Genomic DNA, 23,714 nt, shown 5'->3' with positions numbered 1-23,714 from the left:
ATAAAATTACGCCATTAATTAATCACAGGATGCAACATCAAGCACCAGAAAAAGTCAAGTTAGGATTTAAGAATAAATATCTTCGAAATAACTCACTACCAGCGATTTCATCAGCATTTCCTGCTCCAGCATGGTATACGGAGGAATGGCCTTAACCAATTTCCAGTGTGGCCAGCCATCCTGATCTAAGCCTTCCAGTTCGTAAAAGCCCATTTCGCTCAATAAACGGCAGGTAGCAATGTGCATCAGTTCTTCTTTCTGCCTTTTGCTGTATTTCTTTGGTCCTTTGCCCAGTTCCTGCACACCGATTAAAAAAAGCATCACTTTTAAATCAGGAAACTCCGAATCAAATTCTATTGAAATCTTCTCCTGTAAAACTTTCCACTTGGCATTAATCTCCGAAGGTTTCATGTGTTGTTTCGTTAATTGTTAATTTTTCGGATTTTGATTCCAAACATTTGTGCAAAGATAGTGTAAAAACGTGTAAGCAGCAGGTAAAAAGGTTTGTGCTTTTAGGGCCAAAGCTTCCATCTTAATTGTATTTTTGGTTACATTTATAACTTATGAACTCAAACAAAATAATCAATGCAGGCGTATTGGCCTATGGTATGTCGGGCAAAGTTTTTCACGCCCCATTTTTAGATGCTCACCCGGGTTTCAATTTAAAAGCAATAGTAGAGCGCAGCAAAAAAATAGCTGTTAACGATTACCCCAATATTTTAAGTTATAACAGTGTTGATGAACTCTTAGCTGATGATGAAATTGAGCTGGTTGTAATTAATACCCCAAACAACCTGCATTACGAACATGCAAAAGCAGCTTTAAATAACCACAAACATATTTTGGTAGAGAAACCTTTTACTGCTACAACTATGCAGGCAAAAGAACTTTTCGAGCTGGCCGATAGTGTAGGCAAACAAATTTTCTTTTACCAGAACCGCCGCTGGGACAGCGATTTTACCTCGGTGCGTAATGTAATTCAAAGCGGTAAACTGGGTAAACTGGTTGAAATGCACATGCGTTACGATCGATACCGCAAAGTAATCGGGCCAAAGGCATTTAAAGAAAACCCGATTGAAGCCAGCGGCTTGTTATACGATTTGGGGCCTCATCTTTTAGATCAGGTAATCGGTTTATTTGGTAAACCTTTAAGCTACCATAAAATTTTAGGTAAAAACAGGGCCGGTACTTTGGTTGATGATTACTTTTCGATCCAGCTAAGCTATCCTGATAGCTTGAATGTTTTTGTTACTTCGAGTATGCTGGTGGTAAACCCGCAGGCAGGCTTTGTTTTGCATGGCATGAACGGAAGTTTTATTAAGCATAGAACCGATATACAGGAAGAGCAGCTTTTAGCCGGTATGAAATTAAGCGATCCGGCTTATGGCATCGAATCTGAAAGCAAAGATGGTGTATTAACTACTATTGATGCAGATGGCAATAAAACCGAAGAAACCATTCCATCAGAAAGAGGAAGTTATCTGCCACTTTTCGAAGCTGTTTATCAGGGCATTGTTAACAATGAGCCTTATCCGGTAACCCGCGAAGATGTTATAACACAAATGGAAATTATAGAAAGCCCGGTAACTGCATAAGCCTGATCATGAATTCTCTTCCATTTGTATACCTGATTCCGATTTTTCTGATTGCCCTTTATTTAATCCTGAAGAAAAAGAAAGTGGCCATAGAACCATTAACAGACGTTGACAAAAAAATACTTGACGATTACGTGGACTATTATCATAATCTCGATTCGACGGATAAGCTAAGATTTGAAGAAAAGGTTGCTGTTTTTTTCAGCACAGTTAAAATTGAGCCAGTAGGTTTAGAAATGACTACCCTTGATGAACTGTTGATCGCCGCAAGTGCAGTAATCCCGATTTTTGGTTTCGACGATTGGCAATACAAAAACTTAACCAGCGTTTTATTGTATCCCGATACCTTTAACAAGGATTTTCAGTTTGAAGGTGGCGAACGGAACATTATGGGCATGGTAGGTACAGGCTATATGAATGGACAGATGATTTTATCGCGTTCGGCATTACGCCACGGTTTTTCTAAAAGTGCAGGGAAAGAGAATACAGCCATCCACGAATTTGTGCACCTTTTAGATAAATCGGATGGAGCAACTGATGGTGTACCTGAAAATTTAATGGCACACGAATATACTTTGCCCTGGATTAAAATGATGCGTGAGGAAATTGAAAAGATTGAAGACAATAAATCGGATATTAACCCTTATGCCATTACCAACGAGGCAGAATTTTTTGCGGTAGTTTCCGAATATTTCTTCGAAAAACCCGAGCAGTTGAAAGATAAACACCCGGAATTGTACCATCAGTTAAGCCGGATTTTTGCACAACAGCCAGCCGGATAGTTTTACAATTTAAAAGAATGAAAATAATCATCACATTGCTCTGCAGTTTGGCATCGTTTGGTGTATGGGCACAAAAAACATACTCGCTTAAGCAAAATTATCCGACTGGTAACAAATATGATTTTTCGTTTGTTTCAGATCAGATAATCAACCAGAAAATTAGTGGACAGAGCATTAATTTAACACAAACTATCGGTACCGATTATACTTTTGACATTACCGAAGGGCATAACGGCGATAAAGATATCAAAGTAACCTACAACAGGTTGTTTATGAAATCGACCGCCATGGGTAATACCATGAACCTCGATTCGGACGAGGCAGACAGCACTAAGAAAAATCCGTTTGCCGGTTTAAAAGGCGCGTCTTTTTATATGACAGTGGCTTCAAACGGAGGAGTTAAAACTGTAGCCGGTATTGATAAAATGCTGGATAATGTGGCTGGGAAAATGACCAGTGATACCGCTAAGTTAAAGGCTGTTAAAAATGCCATGAGTAAGCAGTTTAGTGCCGAAGCGGTTAAGCAAACCATGGAATCGTCTTTTAAAATTTACCCTGAAAAACCAATTAAAATTGGTGATAGCTGGACGGTTGATACCAAACTGCAAATGAGTATGCCGATTGAAACCATTACGCAATATACCTTAAAAGAGGTGAACGGTAATACCGCCATTCTGAGTGTAAAAGGTAATTTAATTTCGAAAGGAAATTTTGAGGCCATGAATAATCACATGGAAACAGATTTAAAAGGCACCAACTCCGGTGAAGTGGCTGTTGATTTGAAAACAGGAATCGTATTGAACAGTCACCTGCGCATTGAGCTGTATGGTAAAATGAAATCGATGGGACAGGATATCGATTTTGAAATGCAGGGCATTAATAAAATTGTAGGAAAAGAGATTAAATAATTTCATTAGATCTTAAGACCTTATAGGTTTTTAAACCTATAAGGTCTGATAAAAGCTTACAAACTACCTGTTAAAGCCACCAAGAACTCTGTCGGTATTTCGATGTGTGGGATGTGCCCACAGGCATCAAACTCAATAATTTTGGCGCCGATAATTTTAGCGGCCGTTTGTTTGCCCAATAAACGGTACTGGCCGTGTATCGCCTGCTGATCTGGCGATAGTAAACCCTTACCAACAATAGTTTTATCTTCTTTGCCAATAAACAGTACTGTTGGTACTTTAAGGTTTTGAAATTCGTAAACCACTGGTTGTTCATAAATCATGGTAAAGGTCATGGCAGCCACCATTGCCCAGCGCGGATAATCGGCACTAAGCGTAACGCCTCCTGCAACACTCACCAGGTATTCATATTCGGGTTTCCAATACGTAAAATAAGAACCCTGATAGTATTTACGTACACTTTCTGCCGTGGTTTTGAGCTCGGTTTGATACTGCTGTTCTGTAGTTACGTAAGGTACAAAAGTTTTGTAATCTTCTAGCCCGATAGGGTTTTCGAGTAAAAGTTTTTCAGTTTTTTCCGGATACATTAAAGCAAAGCGCGTAGCCAGCATCCCACCCATGCTGTGACCTAAAACCACTGTTTTCTGAACGCCCAGCGTATCCAGCAATCTCTTGTTCCAGCTAGCCATTTGGTGAAAACTGTAGTGGATAAAGGGCTTTGACGATTTACCAAAGCCAATCTGGTCGGGTACAATAACGCGGTAGCCAATTTGGGTTAAGGCTTTAATTACGTTGGTCCAGTAGTAGCCGCCAAAGTTTTTTCCATGGAAAAGGATAGCGGTTTTACCATTGGCCGCCTGCGTAGGCTGAATATCCATATAGGCCATTTTAATATCCTGGCCTTCGGTATTAATCGGGAAATATTTTACAGGGTAGGGGTATTTAACGTTTTCTAAAGTGATAGATAACGTATCGATTTTTTGTGCTTTAAGCTGGCTAAAAACGAAAAGGGAGAGGGTAAAAAGAAAGAAAAACTTCTTCATGCATGGGGTATTGATATAAAAAACTAAACTAATTGGCCAAGTTATACTTTTGCCAATTAGTTAGCTTAAAAATCATGCCTTTTTTACACGATCAGCAATAAAGCTATTTAAATGTGTGCGTAATTTAGAAATGAGTCTTATTTGTTAATCAATTGCTTTAAATTAATGGTTGGTATTTGTATGTTCGTTCCATCAGAAATAGAACCTTTTGCCATATTGATTTTAACATTATGAAAATTGATAGCGTTTGGACCTACACTGTTTAACGTAAGATTTTCAATGGGTTTAAAATTTTTATCTTCTTCGTTATTAAACTCAGTCTTTGCATCCTTCAACATTAAAACTACCTGTTTTAGTTGCATATTGTTTACGATTAGGTAACCATTGTTAACCTCTGCCTTGAGGTTATCTATTTTAGCGTCTTCTATCGTAATATTTGTTACCACTGCATTATTTTCGCTATGGTCTGCTTTCTTAGTTAAATTTAGGTTTTTGATGTTGGCATTTTTGCCAAACTTAAAACTGTTTGATTTACTAATTTCTACATTTAAGCTATCTGTATTAGCAGCTAATTCATTAATTGATACATTATTAAAAACGATCCCTTTTAAGTTTGGAGAAAAAATTAACAAAGTGCCATGGAGATAGTTACCTTTTGATGTGAACGACAAGCTTAATTTTCCATTTTTGTCTACTTCATGCTTAAGCACATCAGCAAGTACATTTGTTGTTTTAATGAGGAATTTATCGCTTTTAATTATTTTTACATCAAGGTATACTAGATCTGAGCCATTGATAACTACATTTTGAAACTTACCGAACTCATAATTTTTGATGAACCGATCAATATCGCTGTTGGTGCTTTCAGCTTTCATCAGCATCTCACTATAGGTTTTATTATCTATCCGGTTTGCCTTTGCAATCAGAATCATTACCGTTAGTGGAATGGTTAGCAAAATGATTGCTAAAGCTATTAATAGTTTATTACTTGTTTTCATTATTTAGTCGTTAAAGTTTTGTGTTACGAAAGTTTGATATTGCGATTTTAATTCATCAAAATCTATCTCCAGGAGATAAAGGTTTCTGAATAAGTTGGGCAATTCGTTTTCCATAAAACTGGTCTTACGATATTGTTTTACCTGATCTATGGTGTTGTCTGATAAGAAAAAGCCAATTCCCCTCTTGTTGTTAAGAATGTTTTTGGTTTGCAACAACTCATAAGTGCGCATTACTGTGTTTGGGTTTACCTCAAGGGTTACCGCCATCTCTCTAACTGATGGAATTTTTTCTTCCGTTTTCCACTTTCCCAATAATATCTGCTCACAAATGTATTCGGCTATTTGCAGATATATGGCCTTATTATTATTAAATTCCATTTAGGCCTCCTTTTCTTTTAAACGTATAAATGTGATTAACCAAAAAATCATGGTTAAGCATAGAGCCACAAGGTTTGTTGCAAAGAATATATGCGTTTCATCCTGCCAGTAAGGGCTTCCAACCCAAACGGTATTATCTGTTAATTTGCTCATCACGTAGATTGTCGAAGCAATCCATAAAACAACAAATACCATTAAAGAAATAGCGGTTTTAACATAATGGAAGTTTTTAAAAAAAATAGAACCGAGTAGGAATATACTATTTATCAAAAGCGGCATATAATAGAATGAACGAAATTGAATAGCGGTTTCTGTTGAGAAAAAGTATGCAAAGTGATCGATTACAATTTTTTTGCCGTCATAATCAGTATAACTTGATGTTAATGTATGAGAATCACGAATAGAAGAAACAAAAGCCGCATCAACGAGATAAAAGCAAAGCAAATAACTGGGTATGGAGACAATTAATGTGTAAAACATAGCCGTGAGAAATTTTTCAAGAGTTGATGCTGGTATTAAAATATTAATTATGGCTTTGGGTTTTTGTCCTAAATTCATGAAATAGCTGCTGGATGTAATACTGATAAATATAAAACCAGTAACCAAGAAAAGCGGATGTCTGAAATTGAGGGAGTTGTAGTAACGACTATTTAGATTATCTTCAGTTATGTTAATCTTGTAAAATAAGATTAACACGCCTAATAGCACACCAAAGCTAATCAAATAAATTTTTCCAAACTCCAGCCACTGCCTTTTAAGCAATAAGCCAAATCGATTCATATTAAAAGTGTTGTTCATGGTTTAGCTGAATAAAGGTTTAAATTTGGTTTTCTCGGCAAGGATGGCGTTAAATAACAGTTCCATGTCCAGTTTGCTTTCTTCGTGGTGGTAGTTTGGCATTACGGCATTGTAGCCCGATAAAGAGGGCTCTGCATAAAAAATGCTTTCATCTATTTCTTTTACCTTTTTAAAAGTGAGTTTAGTTGTGATTTCTTCAACAGAAGCCTTAAGTGCAACATCGTTTTCATCGAGCATAATTACGGTATCTATTAAGTTATCCAGATCGCGTACCTGGTGGGTTGAGATGATGATACAACGTTCGTCAGTTAGGGCAGAGGCCATAATTTTTCTAAACTGAGCCTTCGATGGAATATCTAACCCGTTGGTTGGCTCATCCATAATAACCAGCCTGGCCTGCGTAGCCAGTCCGAAAGCAATAATGAATTTTTTCTTTTGACCATAACTCATATCAATCAGTTTATTGCTGGCCGGAATATCAAATTCCTTTAAAAGCGTGGCCAGATACTGGTGGTCAAAATTGGGGTAAAAAGGAGCGTTGGCTTTCAGGTACGAATCGATTTTTACCGGTGGTAAATAAAATTCTTCGGGGATGAAGCAAATTTGCGATAACAGTGCTGGTTGTCTTTTGGTTGGATTAAAACCCATTACATCCAGTTGGCCACCTTGCGGGTAAACCAAACCAGCCAGGTTTTTGAGTAAGGTAGACTTACCTGCGCCGTTTTTTCCAAGCAAACCATAAATATGGCCATTGCTTAAACGCATGCTCATATTTTTAAATAATGGCTTATGCTTGCTGTAGCCAAAATTCAGATTGTTAATTTCGATCATATCTACTGTATTAGTTAAATAATACACTAAAGTATGTTGGATTTTTTAATTCACCAAATTTTTGCAGAAAAAAGTTTCGGCGGTTGGCAAAGAGCGTTTCCTTTCCATGCACCAACGCTTAGCGTCCTCCGCTCTCCGCCACGAGAACGTAAAATCTCTATTTAATAAGTGCTGCATTAAAACATCCTTAACTTGTAGATTGTATGTTTGTGGAATAGGCAAAACGCAAGCAATTTATTTCCCTTTGTGAAAATTTTTGTGTTTTGCAGTAAAACAATCCATTATCATGTCGAAATTATTTTCTCCTTTTAAATTAAAGGATGTAACCTTAAAAAATAGAATTGTTATTTCTCCAATGTGCCAGTATTCTGCAGTTGATGGTTTTGCCAACGACTGGCATCTGGTGCATTTGGGTAGTCGCGCCGTTGGTGGCGCAGGCCTTATTATTCAGGAAGCTTCGGCAGTAACAGCCGATGGCCGGATAACTTACGCCGATTTAGGCATCTGGAAAGATGAGCACATTGAAAAACTGAAACAGATCGTTTCTTTTATTCACGATAACGGTGCAATTGCCGGTATTCAGCTGGCGCATGCAGGCAGAAAAGCCAGTTGTGAAGTACCGTGGAATGGTGGCGAGCAAATTGCCGACGGTGAGCAAAGCTGGCAACCTGTGGCTCCGTCGCCTATTGCTTTTAAACCTGGTCAGGTGGTGCCGCACGAGCTGAGCATTAAAGAAATTCAGGATATTGTTTTTGCCTTCAGGGCAGCGGCAAAACGTGCTTTAGCTGCAGGTTATAAAGTTGTAGAAATACACGCTGCGCATGGTTATTTGTTGCACGAGTTTTTTAGTCCTTTAAGTAATAAACGCAGCGATGTGTACGGTGGGAGTTTTGAAAACCGTATCCGTTTGGTAATTGATGTGGTAGAGGCGGTACAATCGGTTTGGCCAATGGAATTACCTTTATTTGTACGGATTTCGGCTACCGACTGGAGTGAAGGTGGTTGGAACGAAAATGACTCATTGCAACTGGCTGCGGTTTTAAAAGATCGTGGAGTAGATTTAATCGATGTTTCTTCGGGCGGTAATGTACCTGATGCCTTTATCCCGGCCGGGCCGAATTATCAGGTTCCTTTTGCCGATAAAATCAGGAATGAAATTGGCATTTATACCGGTGCAGTAGGTGTAATTGTAGATGCACATCAGGCAGAAGAAATTTTGCAGGATGAAAAGGCTGATTTAATTTTTATTGCCCGCGAATCGTTGCGCGATGCTTATTTCCCGACACATGCAGCACAAGTGCTTGGCGATGATATTGAATGGCCTAATCAGTATGTTAGGGCGAAAAGGGAGACTTTTAAGAAATAGTTAGATAAAGTTATAACAATTGATATTCGTCATTGCGAGAAGGCTTTTTCAGCCGTCGAAGCCTGCCTGTAGCAGGCAGGCAATCTTACAACGATAGCCACTAGCGTTCGCTTTAAGATTGCTTCGTGCCTCGCAATGACGAATTTTTTATTGAGGTCTGTCTGTGATAACCTGTCGAAATATCTCGTAAGACGTTTCGACAGGCTCGACGTGACAAGATTTTATTATTTAGCTACAGTAAACGGAATATACAATCCGAAAGTGATATTCCTGCCTGGGTTATAAATACCCAGGTTTAAGTTTTCCTGGTCGAAACGACCTGGTTTAAACCTGCTCAATGCGTCGTAATATTTCTGGTTCAACAAGTTGTTTGCCGAAACAGATAGTTTAACAGGCTGTTTGCCCAGGTTAAATGTAGCACCAATACCTGCATTTAATAAAGTATAGCCACTGGTTGGGGTTTCAAAAGCATCGTCTACACGACTTTGTTTAAATGCCGAATTGATACCCACCGAAAGATAAGCATCATTTGTGCCTTTAAGCTTTGGCTCAAAACGCAACTCGTTTCTTAAAGTACCTGCCGGAATAAAGGCAAGCGGCCTGTTTAAAGAGTTATTTTGTGCGTGCACATAACCAAAAGTATTTTCGAAATGGATAAATGGAACCGGGTGGATGGTTAATGATGCTTCCGCACCATAAAGGTTTGCATTTACTTGTCCATAATGGTAAACATCGAACAATGTTCCATCAACTTCCCTTTGCTCGCCATTATTTGATGCATAAATGTAATTGTGGATATAGTTATTATAAATGCTTGCACTTGCACTTATTATTTTCCCTTCATATTCCAGGGCAGCATCTACCTGATAACTGCGTTCAGGATTTAAATTAGCGTTACCGATTTCATAACGGAAAGTGCCCTCGTGTACACCATTCGATCCTAGCTCAGCTGGGTTTGGTGCACGGAAAGCAGAACCTGCGTTGGCTTTAAAATTTAATTCATCGCTAAATTGGTGAGTGAAGCCCAAAGCTCCGCTTACATTAGAAAACTGGTTTTTGAAAGGCGCAAAACGCTCTTCTCCATCGTCAAATAGTTGTTTCCCGTTATTTTTTCTGAAATCATAACGTGCACCAATACTAAAAGTATTTTTCTCCCAATTTTTCTTTGCATAAGCAAAAGCACCTAATCCAAAGGTATCGTAAGCTGGAATTAAAAATTCTGTGCCTTTATTTTGGCTGTGCGCATTATCCACACTTAATCCAAAAACAGGCTGCCATCCATTGGTTTCATGGATATAGTACTTAAGATCGGCATTATAAGTTTTAAGATCAAAGAACAGAGCTGGATCAGGTCCGTCTAATTCGCGGCGTTGATTCTGCTGATAGCCTAAATCTACTTTCAAATTATTGCTCCCTAAGATGAAGTTGTTGTTCAACGCAACTTTGAAGTGCCTGATGTCCTGACGTGGGAAATCTAAAGTACGGTTTTTAAAATCGTCGTTAGTAAATGCACTGCCATCCTCTTTTACAAAAATTCCATTATCATCAAGATTTGGCTCATAAAAACCAATGTTGTTGCGGAAATTAGAAACGTTTAAATGCGTATAACCCCAGCTTTTGTTTAAGCCGATCATTCCGCTTAAATCTGTTTCGTTAAAACCCGAATTAGGGAAATATCCCGTAGGTGTTTTAAAAGAATAAGCGTTTTTATAAGTACCTCTTGCTCTCCAGACAAATCCGTTTTCGTTACCGTTTAACATTAGTGAATTAGCAGTCTGGCCATTGTTGGTCGAGTAATTGGTAATAAACTCGCCTTTAATCTGACCTTCAGGAGCGGTGCTTGGCTCCAATAAATTAATTACGCCACCAAGTGCATCAGAACCATACATTAGCGATGCTGCACCACGTAAAATCTCTACACGGTCTGATTTGAACTGATCGATTTCGATACCATGTTCATCTCCCCATTGCTGACCCTGTTGCTTAATTCCGTCATCTAAAGTTACAATGCTGTTGTAGCCTAAACCTCTGATTACCGGTTTGGAAATAGAAGGGCCGGTAGTGATTTGGGAAACACCAGGAACTTTGGCCAAAGCATCAATTAAATTGGTTGAAGGTTGCAAAAGCTGGTCTTTACCTACCACTGCCGATGAGGCACTGTTTCTTTTACTGGTACTGCTGATCAAACTTCCGGTAATTACAATTTCTTTGGTTTCGATTGCTGTGGGTTGCAAAGAAAACTGAAGACCTGCACCCGTAGCCAGGTTCACCATTTGGGTGGCCGTTTTGTAACCCACGTAATGAACCTCAACCAAATAAGTGCCCTTTACAGGCAGGTTTTTAAGTGTAAAAGCACCATCGTTATTGGTTACTGCTGTAACTTTTAAATCGGGGATAAAAATAGTAGCACCCGGCAATGTTTGTTTGGTACTGGCATCAATAACCTGACCTGTTATATCTTTTAGTGCCAAAGCAAAGGCTGTGTTGCCCAATAATGTATATAGAATTACTAAGCCAATTAGCTGTAATTTTTTCATGAGAATGTATTGTAAATAAGTTGGATAGAAAAACCAGAAATACAGCGCAAAAGGCGGCTATTGTTTAGTCTTTCGTATAAATAATTTTAATAAAAAGCACGCATAAGGTGCATCGGGGAGAAAAAATTATGCCAGCGGCGGACCACGTAAGCTTGTACGCTTTACTTCGGTAAAGGCATTTTTTAAGGTAGGTTCTGTAGGGTTAAAAATCTTTGCGCACAAAAAGATCCTATAAATGTGATGTGCAGAAACATAGTTTTTTTCAAAACTTGCATTACAAATTAAACAGGTATCGCCATGCGCCTGCAGGTGACTAACGTGTTTACAGTTCACCTCTTTTTCTACAACCGGAACAGGAGCATGGTTGTGGAGCACACTCCATGGCGTTAAAGCAATAGCAAAAGCAACCAGCATAAATGCCGATAAATACTTTTTGATATTTTGCCTGTGCTTTTTCAACGCTTCAAAAGTAGTAATTCCTAAGCAATTATATATATTTGAAAAGTAACATTGCTTTTATTAAGGTTTGACTGGTAATCTCAGCAATTGTTAACGCTAAATCCAAATTAATAACATGTCTCTATTCGAATGGTTTTTTGAACGCGATAATCCCGGGCCTACTGGAAGCGTCGAAACTTACCACCATAAATTAAACTGGCCACGTTTCTGGATTATTGTTGCGGGCACTGCAGCTTTAATTGCATTATTGTTTTTTATCTATTATCTGCCTTTTAATCAATTGGAGGCTTTTGTTTTAAGAGATGCCTGCCTCGCAACTCTTTTTACCCTGGCTTACCTTGTGCTATCGTATTATATTTATATTAAACCTGATTATGATAATATGGGCTACCTTGGCTTTATCGACAATCCGTTTAAATATACCGATGATGTTAACCGGTTTATGCTGTTTTTTCAGGCACTACTATTGCCGGGTAAAATTATTGCCATACCAATTGTAAATCTGTTTTCGTTATGCTTTAAACGAAAAAATTAAACCGCTAATGGCTTTTATAAGAAAAAATTTACTTAACGGACTATTTATTATCCTGTTATTAGTGATCGTACTAGTACCCGATGCCAAAGCTTTTTTAATTAAGGGCCTGATGGAGATTGGATTTTTTAAAGCCAGGGTAGAAACTCCGGTAGCTTCGGGCATGAACTTGAGCGGTATCCGCTTTAAAGATGCGAAAGGTAATCAGGTTGATCTGGGCGATTTGAAAGGTAAAGTAATTTTCCTCAACTTCTGGGCTACCTGGTGCCCGCCATGCCGTGCAGAAATGCCATCGGTTAATAAATTGTACAAACAGTTTAAGGCTGATAAAAATGTAGTTTTCATTTTTGCGGATGCCGATGGTGACCTGGCTAAATCTAACCGCTTTATGGCCGATCGTAAATATGAACTGCCTGTTTACAGGGTGGAGAGTGAAGTGCCAGAGCAGATATTTTCGGGTTCGCTGCCCACAACAGTGATCTTCGATAAACAGGGCCGCCTTGCTTTACACCACGAAGGTGCTGCAGATTATGCAGATAAAAAAATCGTCGATTTCCTGAATAAACTCAGTCATTCAAATTAATTAAGGTGTCAGTTTAATCATATTCTGATAGTAAGATGATATTTGTATATTTGATTTATGTAGTTGACTACATATATTTGAGGAAAATATTTTACAATGCAGAACGAAATTAAAATAGCACGGTTAAACAATCAGAGTTGCGAACAAATTATTGGTTTGATTTTACCCATTCAGCAAATCGAATTTAATGTGGATATCGATTTGGCTGCACAACCCGATTTACTGGATATTGAAGCGAATTACGATGCTACAGGTGGTGCTTTTTGGGGAGCCTGGCTAAATTATGAGTTAATTGGTACCATTGCGCTAATTGCTGTACCCGAATACCATTCTGGTGCCATTAGAAAAATGTTTGTGAAAAGGGAATTCCGCGGTAAAGAGTTGGGGCTTGCACAATCCTTATTGGAAACCCTGATTGCTTATAGTCGTGAAAATAACCTCAAAGAATTATATTTAGGCACTAAAGATATTTTACAGGCAGCCTGCCGTTTTTACGAACGCAATGGATTTGTACAAGTTGAAATGGAAAAGCTACCTTCGTATTTCCCAAGGATGGCTGTTGATAATGTTTTCTACGGCCTGGATTTAAAACCTGCCTAAATGGAACAAAATGTAATAGATGCTTCGGGTTTATTGGCCATCTCTACGCGTTTACAACGACTGAGCGATCAAATCCGTAAAGATGGCTTGCTGATTTATAAAGCTTTTGGTATCGATTTTCAGCCCAAATGGTTTCCGGTTTTGTATACCTTATACAAAAAATCAAGTATGAGTGTGGTGCTGCTTTCCGAAGAAATTGGTTACGCGCATCCATCAACCATCAGTTTACTAAAAGAGCTGGAGAAAGAAAAACTCATACGCTCTAAAAAAGATAAAACAGATACGCGTAAACGCTTGGTAGAGCTTACAGAGAAAGGACAAACATTGCTTTCGACCATGGAACCGGTTTGGGAAGTGATTGTTAAAGCCACCGCAGAAATTACCAACACCCAAAATAACCTGATGGCAGCCATAAATGAAGTTGAGGCGGGTTTAAGAGAGAAAAGTTTTTTGCAAAGGGCAGAGGCTTACCTGAAAAAATAATTCAGTTTCGAATGGCAGAATGATGGTATAACGGGAAAGGTTAACCAATGATTTTGTTATTTTTGCCCTTATGATTTCATTTTTCGAGGCTTCGCTGAAGCAACTTTCCATCCATCATACAGGCAACAAATTGCTTGAAGAATATTATAAGCTTTCTGATGCGCCGTTAAAAATTGATGATGAGGTTTTGGGAAATCTGTTGATGCAGTATTTTTTAAAGCCTTTCGAAAAGGTAAATGAAGTTTACCATTTTTATCACCCCAACGATAACCTGGAACTGAACGAAGTATTTCACTTTGTGCACGAAATTTTCGAAAATAACCAACTCTTTCACGAAGATTCGCAACAACTGGCCAAACATCTATACGATGTAGCCAATCACCCCAAAATTAAATCGGGTGAGTTGTATGTGGCTTATTTCGAAAAAGTACAAATTGAAGGCGAACAGCTGGATGTGGTAGGGATATTCAAATCGGAGACCAAAGATACTTACCTGAAAGTTTACCCTGAGCTGGATGGCTTTAATGTAAGTTACGAACAGGAAGCCATCAGCATTAACAAACTGGATAAAGGTTGCCTGATTTTTAATGTAGCACGAGAAGAGGGCTACAAAGTGGTGGTACTTGACCAATCGAAAAGCAGCAATGATGCTGCCGTGTACTGGAAAGATGAATTTCTGAAATTGAAAATCCGGAACGACAGCTATAACCAAACGAACAATGTTTTAGGGGTTTACAAGAACTTTGTTACCCAGAAATTAGACGAGGAATACGAAATTAGCAAGGCTGATAAAATTGACTTGTTAAACCGTTCGATGAAATATTTCAAGGAGAAGGAAACTTTTGATATCGAGGAGTTTGGCAACGAGGTAATTGGCAATGCCGAAGGGATTGAATCTTTTAAAAATTACAAGAAAAACTACGAAGAAGAATACGAAAGTCCAATTGCCGACCACTTTGAAATTGCCGAATCGGCCGTTAAAAAGCAGGCACGTACCTATAAAAGCGTTCTGAAACTGGATAAGAACTTCCATATCTATATCCACGGCAATAAGGACATGATTGAAAAAGGTTATGACGATGATAAATCGATGAACTTTTATAAGGTGTATTTCAGGGAAGAGGAATAGTTTAGTCCTAAGTCAATAGTCTTAAGTCCTGATGCTTTGGACGATTATTGACTTTGGACTGCGGACTTCAGACTCAAGACTAAATCCGTTGTTGCGCCTTAAGCGCCAGGTACTGGTTGATAACGTTTACAGTTAATTTTTGCGTGGGTGTAAGAATGGCTAAAATACCATGTGCATTCAGTTCTTTAACCATCAGTTTTTTCTCGTACATAAACTTTTCTGCAATGGTTTTGTGGTAAATTCCTTCAACATCTTTGGCCGGATCGCTGCTCAGGGCCTTGAGTTCAGTATTTTCGAAAAATACCACCACCAATAAATGATATTTTGAAATCCGCTTTAAATAGGGGAGTTGTCTTTGCAAAGCCGATAAGCTTTCGAAATTGGTGAAAAATACCAATAACCCGCGTTGTTTTACCACCGAACGCACAGTAGCGTATAAGGCTTCGAGATTGCTTTCTAAATATCTCGTTTTTTCTTTGTAGAGCACGTTCATAATCGTGCCCAATTGTGCTGATTTCCGGTCGGCGGGCACCACGGCGCCAATGTTTTCTGATATGGTAATTAAACCGGCTTTATCTTCTTTCAGCATGGCTACTTTGGCCAGGGCAACTGAGGCATTGATGGCATAATCGAGCAGGCTTAAACCTTCAAAAGGCATTTTCATTACACGCGATTTATCGATAATGCAATAAATATTCTGCGAGCGCTCATCAGTGTAGGTGTTTACCATCAGACCGCCTTTCCGTGCAGTAGCTTTCCAGTTAATGGTGCGGATATCATCGCCACCTACGTAATTTTTGATCTGATCAAACTCGCTGCTGTGGCCAACCTTTCTAATCTTTTTAATGCCAAATGCCGTTAAATGATGCGAAACAGCCATCAGTTCATACTGCCCAAGGTTAATAAAAGAAGGGTAAACCGGTAAAGTTTTAGCACCATCAAAATTGTAACGCCGGCTGATTAAGCCCAGGGGCGAACTAATATAAGCCCTGATAAAACCAAAATTGTATTCGCCACGTTTTGTTGGGCGGAGGTTGTAGTGAATCGATTTAATTTCAGCCGGCTTGATATGCAGCCTGAAATCTTTATCACGCAGTTGAAACTGAAATGGAACTTCGTCAATTACCCTTACGGTAACACCAAAGCCATAGCGGTTTTTAATTTCGATTTGTACCGGGTTTTCATCGCCATTACTTAGGCGTTTCGAAGTAAACCTTTTGGCATCAACGCCCTCGCTAACGCGGTAGAGGATAAAAACATCGATCAAAAAAAGGATCAACAATACGCCTGTAGCTATTTCGGGTATATCGCCAAGCCAGGCAAAAAAGAATTTCAGCAAGAAAAGCACAACACAAAGCCCAATCGCCGTAAAAAGGCGGTCGCTTAGAAACAAATTGAGGTAATATTGCTGAAAGAGTTTTTTCAATGGTGCTTAATTGTTTAAACTGTTTAATCGGTTAACTGTGAACTATAAACTGATAACTGCAAAACTGACTACCTCGGTACTTCAATTTTTTTAATAATCTGATTTACAATATCGCTGGTGGTTAAGCCTTCCATTTCTTTTTCGGGCGATAATAAGATGCGGTGTGCCAATACCGGTCCGGCAACAGCAATAATATCATCAGGAGTTACAAAATCGCGGTCTTGAATAGCGGCAAAGGCCTTGGCACTATGTACAATGGCTAGCGATGCGCGTGGCGAAGCACCTAAATATAGTGCGGAATTATTGCGTGTTTCGTGCACAATTTTGGCAATAAACTCAAGCAACTTAGGCTCTACATACAAATTACGGATAATGGCCCTTGCTGCCTGAATCTGATCTACCGACAGCACAGGTTTCACTTCATTTAGTAAAGTTTTATTAACCAAAGTGTGTTGTGCCGTTAATATAGCCGTTTCTTCTTCGAGCGAAGGGTATTTTACTTCAATTTTAAACAGAAAACGATCCAGCTGTGCTTCGGGTAAGCGGTAGGTGCCTTCCTGCTCGATAGGGTTTTGGGTGGCCAGTACCATAAAAGGCTCATCCATTAAATAGGTTTCGCCATCAATGGTTACCTGGCGTTCTTCCATCACTTCGAACAATGCCGATTGCGTTTTGGCAGGAGCCCGGTTAATCTCATCAACTAGGATGATGTTGCCAAAAATGGGGCCTTTCCTGAATTCAAAATCGCCGGTTTTGGTGTTGAATATCGGCGTGCCCAAAACATCAGAAGGCATTAAATCGGGGGTAAACTGCACCCGCGAAAACTGCGCTGCGATAGATTTGGCCAGCAATTTGGCACTAAGCGTTTTCGCTACTCCTGGTACACCTTCAATTAAAATATGTCCATCGGCAAGCAGGCCTACAATTAAAAAATCGATAACCTGTTTTTGGCCGATAATGATATGCCCCAGTACGTTTCTGATCTGGTTTACCGCTTCATTTAATGCGCTTAAATCTGTACGTGGGTTAAACTGTTCTTGTTCCATTGCTATGCGTATTTTTATAAAACTGTTCTATGCTATCGTTTAAGTTGATCAATTCTGCATCATTTAAATAACCCATTTGAGGTATCTGTATAAAGTACCGGGTTAATGTTTTAGCCAAAGCCTCGTTAATGCCTGTCTTATCGATTAATAACTGTGTAAATTCTTTATCAATTTCGTTTGTTTTAAGGTAATACCGGCTGCGCAGGTGCTCCATAAAATAATTAATCCTTTTCAGTGCAATATCGTGGTTGTTGCGTTCCTGATAATACACACTGCCCACTACATGCGTAAATGCCAGCGACGAGTTTGTATTTGGATCGGCTACCGGGATGATCCTTTGCCTGCGTTTAATTTCAAACAGTACGAAAATGAGCAGACTGAAAATAGCCAGGTAGTAGGCGAATTTTAGTTCAGGATGTTTAAAAAACACCCCTAAAATATCGGTATTTGTATTTTTCTGCCCGGTAAAATATTCGTCGAAAAGGAGTGTTTTATTACCATGTAAATAACCCAGGGTTTTGGCAGCATATTCGGCACCGTATTTATTGAGCAGATTAAAATTGGTGTAAAAACCTGGCTCTGCAATTAAATACAGAAAACCCTTACCATAGTTGTAGCGGATAAAGTTTGGCTTACCGTTTCCATTTATGCCTAAAACAGTTGCTTTAGCGGTATCTATTTTAGTGAAATACTGACTGCCTATCCCTCTTTCAAATCCATAACTTGCCTCCGTTTTAAGGTTGGGATGTGTAAAATTAAGGGTATTACCTGCAGCATTTAAAGCCGTACCTGTTTTTAGTTTCAGCGCTTTCTCCATTTCGCCAAAATCGTAACTGGCAATAAAAACATCATTTCCGGCTTCTATGTATTTAATCAGCTGGGCTAAATCATCTTTACTGAGATCTACCTGCTGGGCAACCATAAAATAAACTGTTTGGTTAAAATGCTTCGATTTTAAAGTGTTGTAAACAGCCAACGGCGAAGTTTTAACAGCAGCGCCTGGCAAAATATCTTTTAACTGATGAAATAAAATATAGGTGCCATAAGGAATTTTATCTTTTGCAGCATAAGTGGGCGCCCAGTTGGTTGGTGTGGGCTTATTATATTGGGCAAGCAGGTAAGCCAATATTAAAATGCAGCCGGTAATGAAATATAATTTATATCCTTTCATCTAATCTGATTGTTAAAATGATTAAATGATTGGTTTATGGGTTCGAAGCGGTTGGCATCGACCGGGAAATCGCCATACCAGATATAATCGAACTGGAGGGTAAGTTTACCAAAATCATTCTTAAGTGCCGGTTCACGAAGCTCCGTTAGATAATGATAATTGGTTTTTTCAGGCTGCCATTCAATCAATTCAGCATCGCTTAGTTTTTTTAAAGCCCTTAAATACAAAAGCCTTACCGCCAGGCGGAATTTACCTTCGGCAACGAGGCGTTGCAGTTCCTGCTCGTAATCAATTTCGTGAATGTTTTCTGTTAAAACATCATAAGGCAGGATAGTTTCTTTTGATTTCTTGCTGAATATATTTTCTGACCCAATTAACTTAAGTACAATAAGGATCACCACAGCAACCCCCAGGCCAATAAAGATATAGCGCGAAAAAGGATTAGCCGCTGCGCCCTGAAACAACTCGCCAATTAAGCGCCAAAACTCCAGCCAGAACCGTTCCCACAGTGAAAGCTGTTGCTGACCAATTTCATCGTACTGAAATTCTTTTTGTGCTTTATAATTGCTTATGGCTTCTTTATCAAATTTTGAAGCGATAACCTGGCTATTGGTATCAATACGCACAAGCTGAGGTACAGAGCCGGTTTTGCCAGTTTGTGCTTTACCAATTAGCGGGGCAAAAAATAAAAGGAGTACGAAAATATGTCTGATTAAAGCGCCTTGCATCTGCTAGTATTCTTCTGGTCTGCTATCAACTGGTTTTTCGTTACTGCCGAAATTGGAAATGCGCTCCATTAAACCGGTATTTTCTTTTTGCTCAACCAAACTGAAGTACGCAAGTGAAATGGTAATTATGGGTATGATGGTAAAAACCTGACATAACGATTGTAGCACTGTAGTAATCATGCTTAATGTTACCGACATGTGCGGGCTTTTGCGGCCAAACATGCTGACCATGTTCAATAGGCTGGTTGGTAAAATGACCATACTCATGCAGGCATAGACAATAATCCAAACCACAACCAGTGTACCGAAGGTAACCCAGAAATTATCTTTTATAATTTTGAAACTTCTGTTAAAAGAATAGCCTAACGATCCGTTTTCGATTACCATAATGGGAAACATCATGGCCACAAATGGAAAAAGCCAGAAGCCAGGAACCAGGCAGAAGATAAAGGCAACCCCCAACATTAACATCAGTAAGAGTGAATTGCCAAAAACCCTGAAGAAATAGTATTTAAAGTAGCCCCAAACTTCATCGGTAGTAGGCGTTTGGTTACCTTTCTGTACGTATATGGCAATATAAGATAGTATGGCAACACTCATGCTGGCGTATGTGGCAAGCGAAAATAGAATGGTCAGGAAATACTCTATACCATATAAGCTTCCAAATCCAATTCCGGTGGTATTTCTACCATTGCCAATAGTATTAATAATGTTGACCATTTTATACTGTTGCATCAACATGGCGGCCATGCTGGCCAAAACAAACAGGCCGCAAAAAGTAAAGTAAGTTTTAATTAAGGGCTTAAAATTTTGCCGCATAAACGTGAAGGTATCGTTAATTACCTGGCCGAAATCTCTTCTTTTCTTAAATTCTAATTGATTTACCATGTTAATTACTTTCGGTTTGTTTGAGCTTAATTTTGGCTGGATAAATGAATACGTACCAAACGATAAAGGCTGCTGATGATAATAAAATGCTTGCACTCAATACCAGTGGCATTTCGGTATGGCGGGTAACAAAACTTTCGAAAAAGGCCGCAACAAGGAAGATGGGAATTAAACCGATTACGATTTTTAAACCATCTTTTGCACCTCTTAATACCGATGCCATGCGCGAATAAGTTTTGGGGAAAAGTAAACTATTACCTAATATAATACCCGCGGCACCTGCCAGCACAATGGCCGATATTTCGAGCGTTCCATGAATCCAGATCACCATTACCGATTGAAAACCCAGTCCTTTGCTAAAAAAGAAATATTGAAAAGAACCGAGCATTATTCCGTTTCGGAAAAGCGACACAATAGTGCCGAAAGAAAATATAATGCCCAACACAAAGGTATACAGCGCCACGTAAATGTTATTGGCGCCAATTTGAAAGAACATCATAAATTCGTTCTGTCGTTTGTACACCCCGAAAGGATCGCCTTTGGCAATGTTCTCGTTGGTCATATTTACATAACTATCGCCCATGATCAACCTTACAAAAGTATCGTCGTATTTGGCCGAAAGGGCACCAATGGCACAGGAAATGATAAAAAATGCAAATGCATACCAGATCTGTTTTTTGTATTGAAAGAATACCAGCGGAAGTTCGGTTTTCCAGAAATGGATAAAACGGTTGGCTTTCTCTTTTTTGTTCTTGTAAACCGACCGGTGTAATTTAGACGCCAGCCCATTTAAATAGGCTGTTGTTTTAGAGTTGGGATAAAATGTTTTGGCATAAGCCAGGTCGTTGGTGATTTCGATAAACTGATTGGCCACTTCATCAGGATTTGCCTGCTGCATGGAATCGTAATGCTGCCACTTCTCCGAATTTTGTTTAACAAATAGTGCTTCTCTCATTTAAGGCGTTACCAAATCTTGGGTTAAAATAGTTAATTTTTTATGGATAAAGAACCAATCGGATAAAATGGTGAAAAAATATAAGAAATGCTTAGTTTAAAAATTACCTATTGAAAATACAGCGATTATCCTTAAAAAAAATTATGTTTGAAATATGGATAGTATCAAAATTAGCACTGCTCAAAATATCGATATCTCTTATGAAATTGCCGGTCTGGGCGAACGTATTGCCGCAAGGTGTATAGATTTGGGCATTTTTCTGGTACTTGGCGTTATTGCTATGATTCTGATCGGCGCAGCTTCATACAGCATGTCGAGCAATGCTGCCATGGTAGTGTTTTTTATATTCCTGGCCATTTTTGTTTTTTACGATCTGGTTTGCGAGCTTACCATGGATGGACAAAGTTTAGGTAAGAAGGTACTTAAAGTAAGAGTAATTAGCCTGGATGGCGGCCAGCCAACGCTTAGCCAGTATTTATTAAGATGGTTGTTCAGGACCATTGATTTTGGCATTCCCTTTGGCTGGGGCGTGGTTGCTATAATTTCAGTAATCGCAACTAAAAATCATCAGCGTTTAGGCGATATTTTGGGTAAAACCACCTTAATTAAAACTACTCCGCGAACACAGTTTACCAACACCGCATTTAGTTTTAGCCTGCCCGAAACCTACGAAGCACAATTTAAAGCAGTTCTGCATTTAAACGATCGCGAAGTCGAGCTCATTCACGAAGTATTAACCAGTTACTACCAAACAGGCAATGCCGAATTAATTTATGCCATGGCAGCCAAAACAAAAGAACATATTGTGGTAAGCATACCGGCGGGTATGAATGAGTTACAGTTTTTAGAAACGGTGCTTAAGGATTATAAACACCTAACCTCGATGGTGAATGTTTAAGCTGCCAGATAATTGAATGGCTTAAAGGGAATATTTCTGGCAACCCAGAACAACATAACAAGCGCGAAAATAATTTTTGGGGTAATGGGTTTATGCCAAAAATTAAGGACAATAGCTTGTTGGGTAAAATAAGCATAAACTTTAGCACTAAGCTGCGCCAGCAGGAGAGGGATACTTAGTACCAGAAGGAGGTTATAATCAATAGCCTTTTCAATATTTAAATGCAATAGTGCATTAATTGCCCGTTGCGAGCCACATCCAGGGCAGTCGAGGTGTAGAAATTTATGGAAAGGACATTCCGGGAAGAAATGGTACACCTCAGGATTAAACTTATAGTATACTACAGAGAGTACTACTGCAATGATTAAACCTAAGATGTACTTCAATTTCATTTATTAGCGGTTCATTAATGCTCCACCCATTCCTAATACTACAAAGAACAAGATATATAAAATACCTACGCCAATTCCGCAGAAGAATCCGATTTTGGTCCATTTTCCGGCAGCAGCTGAAGCAGCCTGTGCACCGGCATAATCTCCCATTGCGTATTTGCTATTTACATTTGCCGCGTTTACAATACCGGCAATGCCGAATGGTAAACAGCAAAACAGCGTTACCAATATCGATTCTACAAGCCAGTTTTTAGGTTGAGGGGTTGGTGCGCCTCCAAATGGAGACTGGCCAAATGGCTGTTGACCAAATGGAGCTTGATCCTGAGGTTTTTGATCTTCCATAGTGTGGATTTAATTTGTTATTAATTTAAATAGTTAAACTAAAGTAATTTTTTTAATTTAAAAACAAAATAATCAACGAGTTAAATTATTTCAACACTGCGGCTACTTTTGTTAATAAGGCATCGGCCCACTGGCCATACATTTTACCGCTTGGATGTAATCCATCGCCTGCTACCAGTGCTGCATCGGTAGCTGCATTTCTTGAGGCCGGTGTAATATTGGTGTAGTTTACGCCTGCTGCGGCTGTTATTTCCTGATTTGCGGCATTAAAACTATCTATTTCAGCAGCAATAACCTGCGTATCCCTTCCAGAGTTTTTGCCAAATGGTGTAGCCCCCCAATCGGGTATAGAGATTACAAAAACCTTGCGCACATCGCCACCTGCAAAAGCAATGGCCTTTTGTAACAATTCTGCGAATTCCTTACGGTAGGTACTAAGCGGATAACCACGGTATTGATTGTTTACTCCAATGAGCAGGGTAACGAAATCATAAGTTCCGCTTAAATTCTCCTTTTTTATGCCTGCCTGTAATTCATCGGTAGTCCAGCCGGTTACCGCAATAATTTTGGGGTTGGCCACCCTGATGTTTTTATCTTTCAACTGGCTTTGCAGCTGGTAAGGGAAAGACTCAGCTTGCTTTACTGCTTCGCCAATGGTATAAGAATCGCCCAGGGCCAGGTAACTAAAAGTGCTGCCACCGGTAATGGGTTGGGTAATAGAAGTATCGGTGTTTAATGGCATGTTTTCGTGCTTAGTACAGCCCGAAGTTAAGAAAGAAAATAAAAGGACACTCAATAAAATCTTCATGGCTTAATTTACGAAGTAAGCCTGGCCTTAGTTTTATT

At 39.1% G+C, this 23,714-nt stretch carries 27 protein-coding genes; 10 read left to right on the top strand and 17 right to left on the bottom strand.

The window, feature by feature from the left end; all coding sequences use genetic code 11:
* Nucleotides 1-66 precede the first annotated feature (66 nt).
* Nucleotides 67-411: a hypothetical protein gene (locus BLR37_RS13770; protein WP_090769462.1), complete on the bottom strand. Its 345-nt coding sequence runs from the start codon at nucleotides 409-411 to the stop codon at nucleotides 67-69.
* A 152-nt stretch (nucleotides 412-563) separates the two neighbouring features.
* Here BLR37_RS13770 and BLR37_RS13765 point away from each other — a divergent pair, with 152 nt between their 5' ends.
* The 3 genes from BLR37_RS13765 to BLR37_RS13755 are packed head-to-tail and all read left to right on the top strand — an operon-like array spanning nucleotide 564 to nucleotide 3,285.
* Nucleotides 564-1,595 (top strand): Gfo/Idh/MocA family oxidoreductase, encoded by a 1,032-nt coding sequence (locus tag BLR37_RS13765; protein WP_090769461.1) that lies wholly within the window; start codon nucleotides 564-566, stop codon nucleotides 1,593-1,595.
* Between the two features lie 8 nt (nucleotides 1,596-1,603).
* A complete protein-coding gene (locus BLR37_RS13760) occupies nucleotides 1,604-2,377 on the top strand; it encodes a M90 family metallopeptidase (protein ID WP_090769459.1) in 774 nt (257 codons plus the stop codon).
* Between the two features lie 17 nt (nucleotides 2,378-2,394).
* Nucleotides 2,395-3,285 (top strand): DUF6263 family protein, encoded by an 891-nt coding sequence (locus BLR37_RS13755; RefSeq protein ID WP_090769457.1) that lies wholly within the window; start codon nucleotides 2,395-2,397, stop codon nucleotides 3,283-3,285.
* 56 nt (nucleotides 3,286-3,341) lie between these two features.
* Here BLR37_RS13755 and BLR37_RS13750 read toward each other — a convergent pair whose 3' ends face one another.
* From BLR37_RS13750 to BLR37_RS13730, 5 genes are all read right to left on the bottom strand, one after another.
* A complete protein-coding gene (locus BLR37_RS13750; RefSeq protein ID WP_090769454.1) occupies nucleotides 3,342-4,328 on the bottom strand; it encodes an alpha/beta fold hydrolase in 987 nt (328 codons plus the stop codon).
* Nucleotides 4,329-4,465: 137 nt separating this feature from the next.
* A complete protein-coding gene (locus BLR37_RS13745; RefSeq protein WP_090769453.1) occupies nucleotides 4,466-5,326 on the bottom strand; it encodes a hypothetical protein in 861 nt (286 codons plus the stop codon).
* Nucleotides 5,327-5,329: 3 nt separating this feature from the next.
* Nucleotides 5,330-5,704, bottom strand: a complete 375-nt coding sequence (locus BLR37_RS13740; RefSeq protein ID WP_090769451.1) for a GntR family transcriptional regulator — start codon at nucleotides 5,702-5,704, stop codon at nucleotides 5,330-5,332.
* Entirely contained in the window at nucleotides 5,705-6,502 is a 798-nt protein-coding gene (locus tag BLR37_RS13735; protein WP_090769447.1) for a hypothetical protein, read from the bottom strand.
* A 3-nt stretch (nucleotides 6,503-6,505) separates the two neighbouring features.
* Nucleotides 6,506-7,333 carry an ABC transporter ATP-binding protein gene (locus BLR37_RS13730; RefSeq protein ID WP_090769445.1) on the bottom strand — a complete coding sequence of 276 codons (828 nt, stop codon included), beginning with the start codon at nucleotides 7,331-7,333 and terminating at the stop codon, nucleotides 6,506-6,508.
* 286 nt (nucleotides 7,334-7,619) lie between these two features.
* Here BLR37_RS13730 and namA point away from each other — a divergent pair, with 286 nt between their 5' ends.
* Nucleotides 7,620-8,699 carry an NADPH dehydrogenase NamA gene (namA, locus tag BLR37_RS13725; RefSeq protein WP_090769444.1) on the top strand — a complete coding sequence of 360 codons (1,080 nt, stop codon included), beginning with the start codon at nucleotides 7,620-7,622 and terminating at the stop codon, nucleotides 8,697-8,699.
* Between the two features lie 224 nt (nucleotides 8,700-8,923).
* On the opposite strand, the gene BLR37_RS13720 is transcribed toward namA, so the two are convergent.
* Nucleotides 8,924-11,236 (bottom strand): TonB-dependent receptor, encoded by a 2,313-nt coding sequence (locus BLR37_RS13720; protein WP_090769442.1) that lies wholly within the window; start codon nucleotides 11,234-11,236, stop codon nucleotides 8,924-8,926.
* A gap of 126 nt (nucleotides 11,237-11,362) precedes the next feature.
* Nucleotides 11,363-11,695 carry a hypothetical protein gene (locus tag BLR37_RS13715; RefSeq protein WP_090769440.1) on the bottom strand — a complete coding sequence of 111 codons (333 nt, stop codon included), beginning with the start codon at nucleotides 11,693-11,695 and terminating at the stop codon, nucleotides 11,363-11,365.
* Nucleotides 11,696-11,810: 115 nt separating this feature from the next.
* Between BLR37_RS13715 and BLR37_RS13710 the strand changes: the two genes are divergently transcribed.
* The 5 genes from BLR37_RS13710 to BLR37_RS13690 all read left to right on the top strand — a co-directional run bounded on the left by BLR37_RS13710 (nucleotide 11,811) and on the right by BLR37_RS13690 (nucleotide 15,022).
* A complete protein-coding gene (locus tag BLR37_RS13710; RefSeq protein ID WP_090769438.1) occupies nucleotides 11,811-12,230 on the top strand; it encodes a hypothetical protein in 420 nt (139 codons plus the stop codon).
* A 7-nt stretch (nucleotides 12,231-12,237) separates the two neighbouring features.
* Entirely contained in the window at nucleotides 12,238-12,810 is a 573-nt protein-coding gene (locus BLR37_RS13705; protein WP_090769436.1) for a TlpA family protein disulfide reductase, read from the top strand.
* A gap of 96 nt (nucleotides 12,811-12,906) precedes the next feature.
* Complete coding sequence (locus BLR37_RS13700) at nucleotides 12,907-13,410, top strand: GNAT family N-acetyltransferase (protein WP_090769433.1); 504 nt, start codon at nucleotides 12,907-12,909, stop codon at nucleotides 13,408-13,410.
* Nucleotides 13,411-13,893, top strand: coding sequence for a MarR family winged helix-turn-helix transcriptional regulator (locus BLR37_RS13695; RefSeq protein ID WP_090769431.1), 483 nt, complete (start codon nucleotides 13,411-13,413; stop codon nucleotides 13,891-13,893).
* A gap of 70 nt (nucleotides 13,894-13,963) precedes the next feature.
* Nucleotides 13,964-15,022: a nucleoid-associated protein gene (locus tag BLR37_RS13690; RefSeq protein WP_090769429.1), complete on the top strand. Its 1,059-nt coding sequence runs from the start codon at nucleotides 13,964-13,966 to the stop codon at nucleotides 15,020-15,022.
* Nucleotides 15,023-15,101: 79 nt separating this feature from the next.
* Here BLR37_RS13690 and BLR37_RS13685 read toward each other — a convergent pair whose 3' ends face one another.
* The 6 genes from BLR37_RS13685 to BLR37_RS13660 all read right to left on the bottom strand — a co-directional run bounded on the left by BLR37_RS13685 (nucleotide 15,102) and on the right by BLR37_RS13660 (nucleotide 21,236).
* On the bottom strand, nucleotides 15,102-16,448 hold the full coding sequence (locus tag BLR37_RS13685; RefSeq protein WP_090769426.1) for a DUF58 domain-containing protein: 1,347 nt from the start codon (nucleotides 16,446-16,448) through the stop codon (nucleotides 15,102-15,104).
* A gap of 68 nt (nucleotides 16,449-16,516) precedes the next feature.
* Nucleotides 16,517-17,494: an AAA family ATPase gene (locus BLR37_RS13680; RefSeq protein ID WP_090769424.1), complete on the bottom strand. Its 978-nt coding sequence runs from the start codon at nucleotides 17,492-17,494 to the stop codon at nucleotides 16,517-16,519.
* Nucleotides 17,475-18,665, bottom strand: coding sequence for a DUF4350 domain-containing protein (locus tag BLR37_RS13675; RefSeq protein WP_090769422.1), 1,191 nt, complete (start codon nucleotides 18,663-18,665; stop codon nucleotides 17,475-17,477). The genes BLR37_RS13680 and BLR37_RS13675 overlap by 20 nt, the downstream gene beginning before the upstream one ends.
* Nucleotides 18,662-19,393, bottom strand: coding sequence for a DUF4129 domain-containing protein (locus BLR37_RS13670; protein WP_090769420.1), 732 nt, complete (start codon nucleotides 19,391-19,393; stop codon nucleotides 18,662-18,664). Before BLR37_RS13670 ends, BLR37_RS13675 begins: the two co-directional genes overlap by 4 nt.
* Before the next feature lie 3 nt (nucleotides 19,394-19,396).
* Nucleotides 19,397-20,281: a hypothetical protein gene (locus BLR37_RS13665; RefSeq protein WP_090769418.1), complete on the bottom strand. Its 885-nt coding sequence runs from the start codon at nucleotides 20,279-20,281 to the stop codon at nucleotides 19,397-19,399.
* Nucleotide 20,282: 1 nt separating this feature from the next.
* Nucleotides 20,283-21,236: a stage II sporulation protein M gene (locus BLR37_RS13660; RefSeq protein ID WP_090769416.1), complete on the bottom strand. Its 954-nt coding sequence runs from the start codon at nucleotides 21,234-21,236 to the stop codon at nucleotides 20,283-20,285.
* Between the two features lie 154 nt (nucleotides 21,237-21,390).
* On the opposite strand from BLR37_RS13660, the gene BLR37_RS13655 reads away from it, so the two are divergent.
* Nucleotides 21,391-22,134: an RDD family protein gene (locus tag BLR37_RS13655; protein WP_090769414.1), complete on the top strand. Its 744-nt coding sequence runs from the start codon at nucleotides 21,391-21,393 to the stop codon at nucleotides 22,132-22,134.
* Here BLR37_RS13655 and BLR37_RS13650 read toward each other — a convergent pair.
* From BLR37_RS13650 to BLR37_RS13640, 3 genes are all read right to left on the bottom strand, one after another.
* Nucleotides 22,131-22,526, bottom strand: coding sequence for a DUF2752 domain-containing protein (locus BLR37_RS13650; RefSeq protein WP_090769413.1), 396 nt, complete (start codon nucleotides 22,524-22,526; stop codon nucleotides 22,131-22,133). The two genes, BLR37_RS13655 and BLR37_RS13650, sit on opposite strands and share 4 nt — an antisense overlap.
* A gap of 3 nt (nucleotides 22,527-22,529) precedes the next feature.
* Complete coding sequence (locus BLR37_RS13645) at nucleotides 22,530-22,868, bottom strand: CD225/dispanin family protein (RefSeq protein WP_039477141.1); 339 nt, start codon at nucleotides 22,866-22,868, stop codon at nucleotides 22,530-22,532.
* An 85-nt stretch (nucleotides 22,869-22,953) separates the two neighbouring features.
* Complete coding sequence (locus BLR37_RS13640) at nucleotides 22,954-23,676, bottom strand: SGNH/GDSL hydrolase family protein (protein WP_090769411.1); 723 nt, start codon at nucleotides 23,674-23,676, stop codon at nucleotides 22,954-22,956.
* Nucleotides 23,677-23,714: the final 38 nt, after the last annotated feature.

This window comes from Pedobacter soli, from assembly GCF_900101435.1.
Taxonomy (GTDB): Bacteria; Bacteroidota; Bacteroidia; order Sphingobacteriales; family Sphingobacteriaceae; genus Pedobacter; species Pedobacter soli.
Note: the sequence above shows the minus strand (reverse complement) of the source record. Positions and strands in the feature narration are given on the sequence as shown.

Coding starts and splice junctions, on each gene's coding strand:
- BLR37_RS13770 (WP_090769462.1), bottom strand. CDS start 411: ATGAAACCTTCGGAGATTAATGCCAAGTGGAAAGTTTTACAGGAGAAG.
- BLR37_RS13680 (WP_090769424.1), bottom strand. CDS start 17,494: ATGGAACAAGAACAGTTTAACCCACGTACAGATTTAAGCGCATTAAAT.
- BLR37_RS13710 (WP_090769438.1), top strand. CDS start 11,811: ATGTCTCTATTCGAATGGTTTTTTGAACGCGATAATCCCGGGCCTACT.
- BLR37_RS13730 (WP_090769445.1), bottom strand. CDS start 7,333: ATGATCGAAATTAACAATCTGAATTTTGGCTACAGCAAGCATAAGCCA.
- BLR37_RS13695 (WP_090769431.1), top strand. CDS start 13,411: ATGGAACAAAATGTAATAGATGCTTCGGGTTTATTGGCCATCTCTACG.
- BLR37_RS13735 (WP_090769447.1), bottom strand. CDS start 6,502: ATGAACAACACTTTTAATATGAATCGATTTGGCTTATTGCTTAAAAGG.
- BLR37_RS13760 (WP_090769459.1), top strand. CDS start 1,604: ATGAATTCTCTTCCATTTGTATACCTGATTCCGATTTTTCTGATTGCC.
- BLR37_RS13755 (WP_090769457.1), top strand. CDS start 2,395: ATGAAAATAATCATCACATTGCTCTGCAGTTTGGCATCGTTTGGTGTA.
- BLR37_RS13675 (WP_090769422.1), bottom strand. CDS start 18,665: ATGAAAGGATATAAATTATATTTCATTACCGGCTGCATTTTAATATTG.
- BLR37_RS13705 (WP_090769436.1), top strand. CDS start 12,238: ATGGCTTTTATAAGAAAAAATTTACTTAACGGACTATTTATTATCCTG.
- BLR37_RS13660 (WP_090769416.1), bottom strand. CDS start 21,236: ATGAGAGAAGCACTATTTGTTAAACAAAATTCGGAGAAGTGGCAGCAT.
- BLR37_RS13670 (WP_090769420.1), bottom strand. CDS start 19,393: ATGCAAGGCGCTTTAATCAGACATATTTTCGTACTCCTTTTATTTTTT.
- BLR37_RS13640 (WP_090769411.1), bottom strand. CDS start 23,676: ATGAAGATTTTATTGAGTGTCCTTTTATTTTCTTTCTTAACTTCGGGC.
- BLR37_RS13655 (WP_090769414.1), top strand. CDS start 21,391: ATGGATAGTATCAAAATTAGCACTGCTCAAAATATCGATATCTCTTAT.
- BLR37_RS13665 (WP_090769418.1), bottom strand. CDS start 20,281: ATGGTAAATCAATTAGAATTTAAGAAAAGAAGAGATTTCGGCCAGGTA.
- BLR37_RS13745 (WP_090769453.1), bottom strand. CDS start 5,326: ATGAAAACAAGTAATAAACTATTAATAGCTTTAGCAATCATTTTGCTA.
- namA (WP_090769444.1), top strand. CDS start 7,620: ATGTCGAAATTATTTTCTCCTTTTAAATTAAAGGATGTAACCTTAAAA.
- BLR37_RS13650 (WP_090769413.1), bottom strand. CDS start 22,526: ATGAAATTGAAGTACATCTTAGGTTTAATCATTGCAGTAGTACTCTCT.
- BLR37_RS13700 (WP_090769433.1), top strand. CDS start 12,907: ATGCAGAACGAAATTAAAATAGCACGGTTAAACAATCAGAGTTGCGAA.
- BLR37_RS13740 (WP_090769451.1), bottom strand. CDS start 5,704: ATGGAATTTAATAATAATAAGGCCATATATCTGCAAATAGCCGAATAC.
- BLR37_RS13690 (WP_090769429.1), top strand. CDS start 13,964: ATGATTTCATTTTTCGAGGCTTCGCTGAAGCAACTTTCCATCCATCAT.
- BLR37_RS13645 (WP_039477141.1), bottom strand. CDS start 22,868: ATGGAAGATCAAAAACCTCAGGATCAAGCTCCATTTGGTCAACAGCCA.
- BLR37_RS13765 (WP_090769461.1), top strand. CDS start 564: ATGAACTCAAACAAAATAATCAATGCAGGCGTATTGGCCTATGGTATG.
- BLR37_RS13750 (WP_090769454.1), bottom strand. CDS start 4,328: ATGAAGAAGTTTTTCTTTCTTTTTACCCTCTCCCTTTTCGTTTTTAGC.
- BLR37_RS13720 (WP_090769442.1), bottom strand. CDS start 11,236: ATGAAAAAATTACAGCTAATTGGCTTAGTAATTCTATATACATTATTG.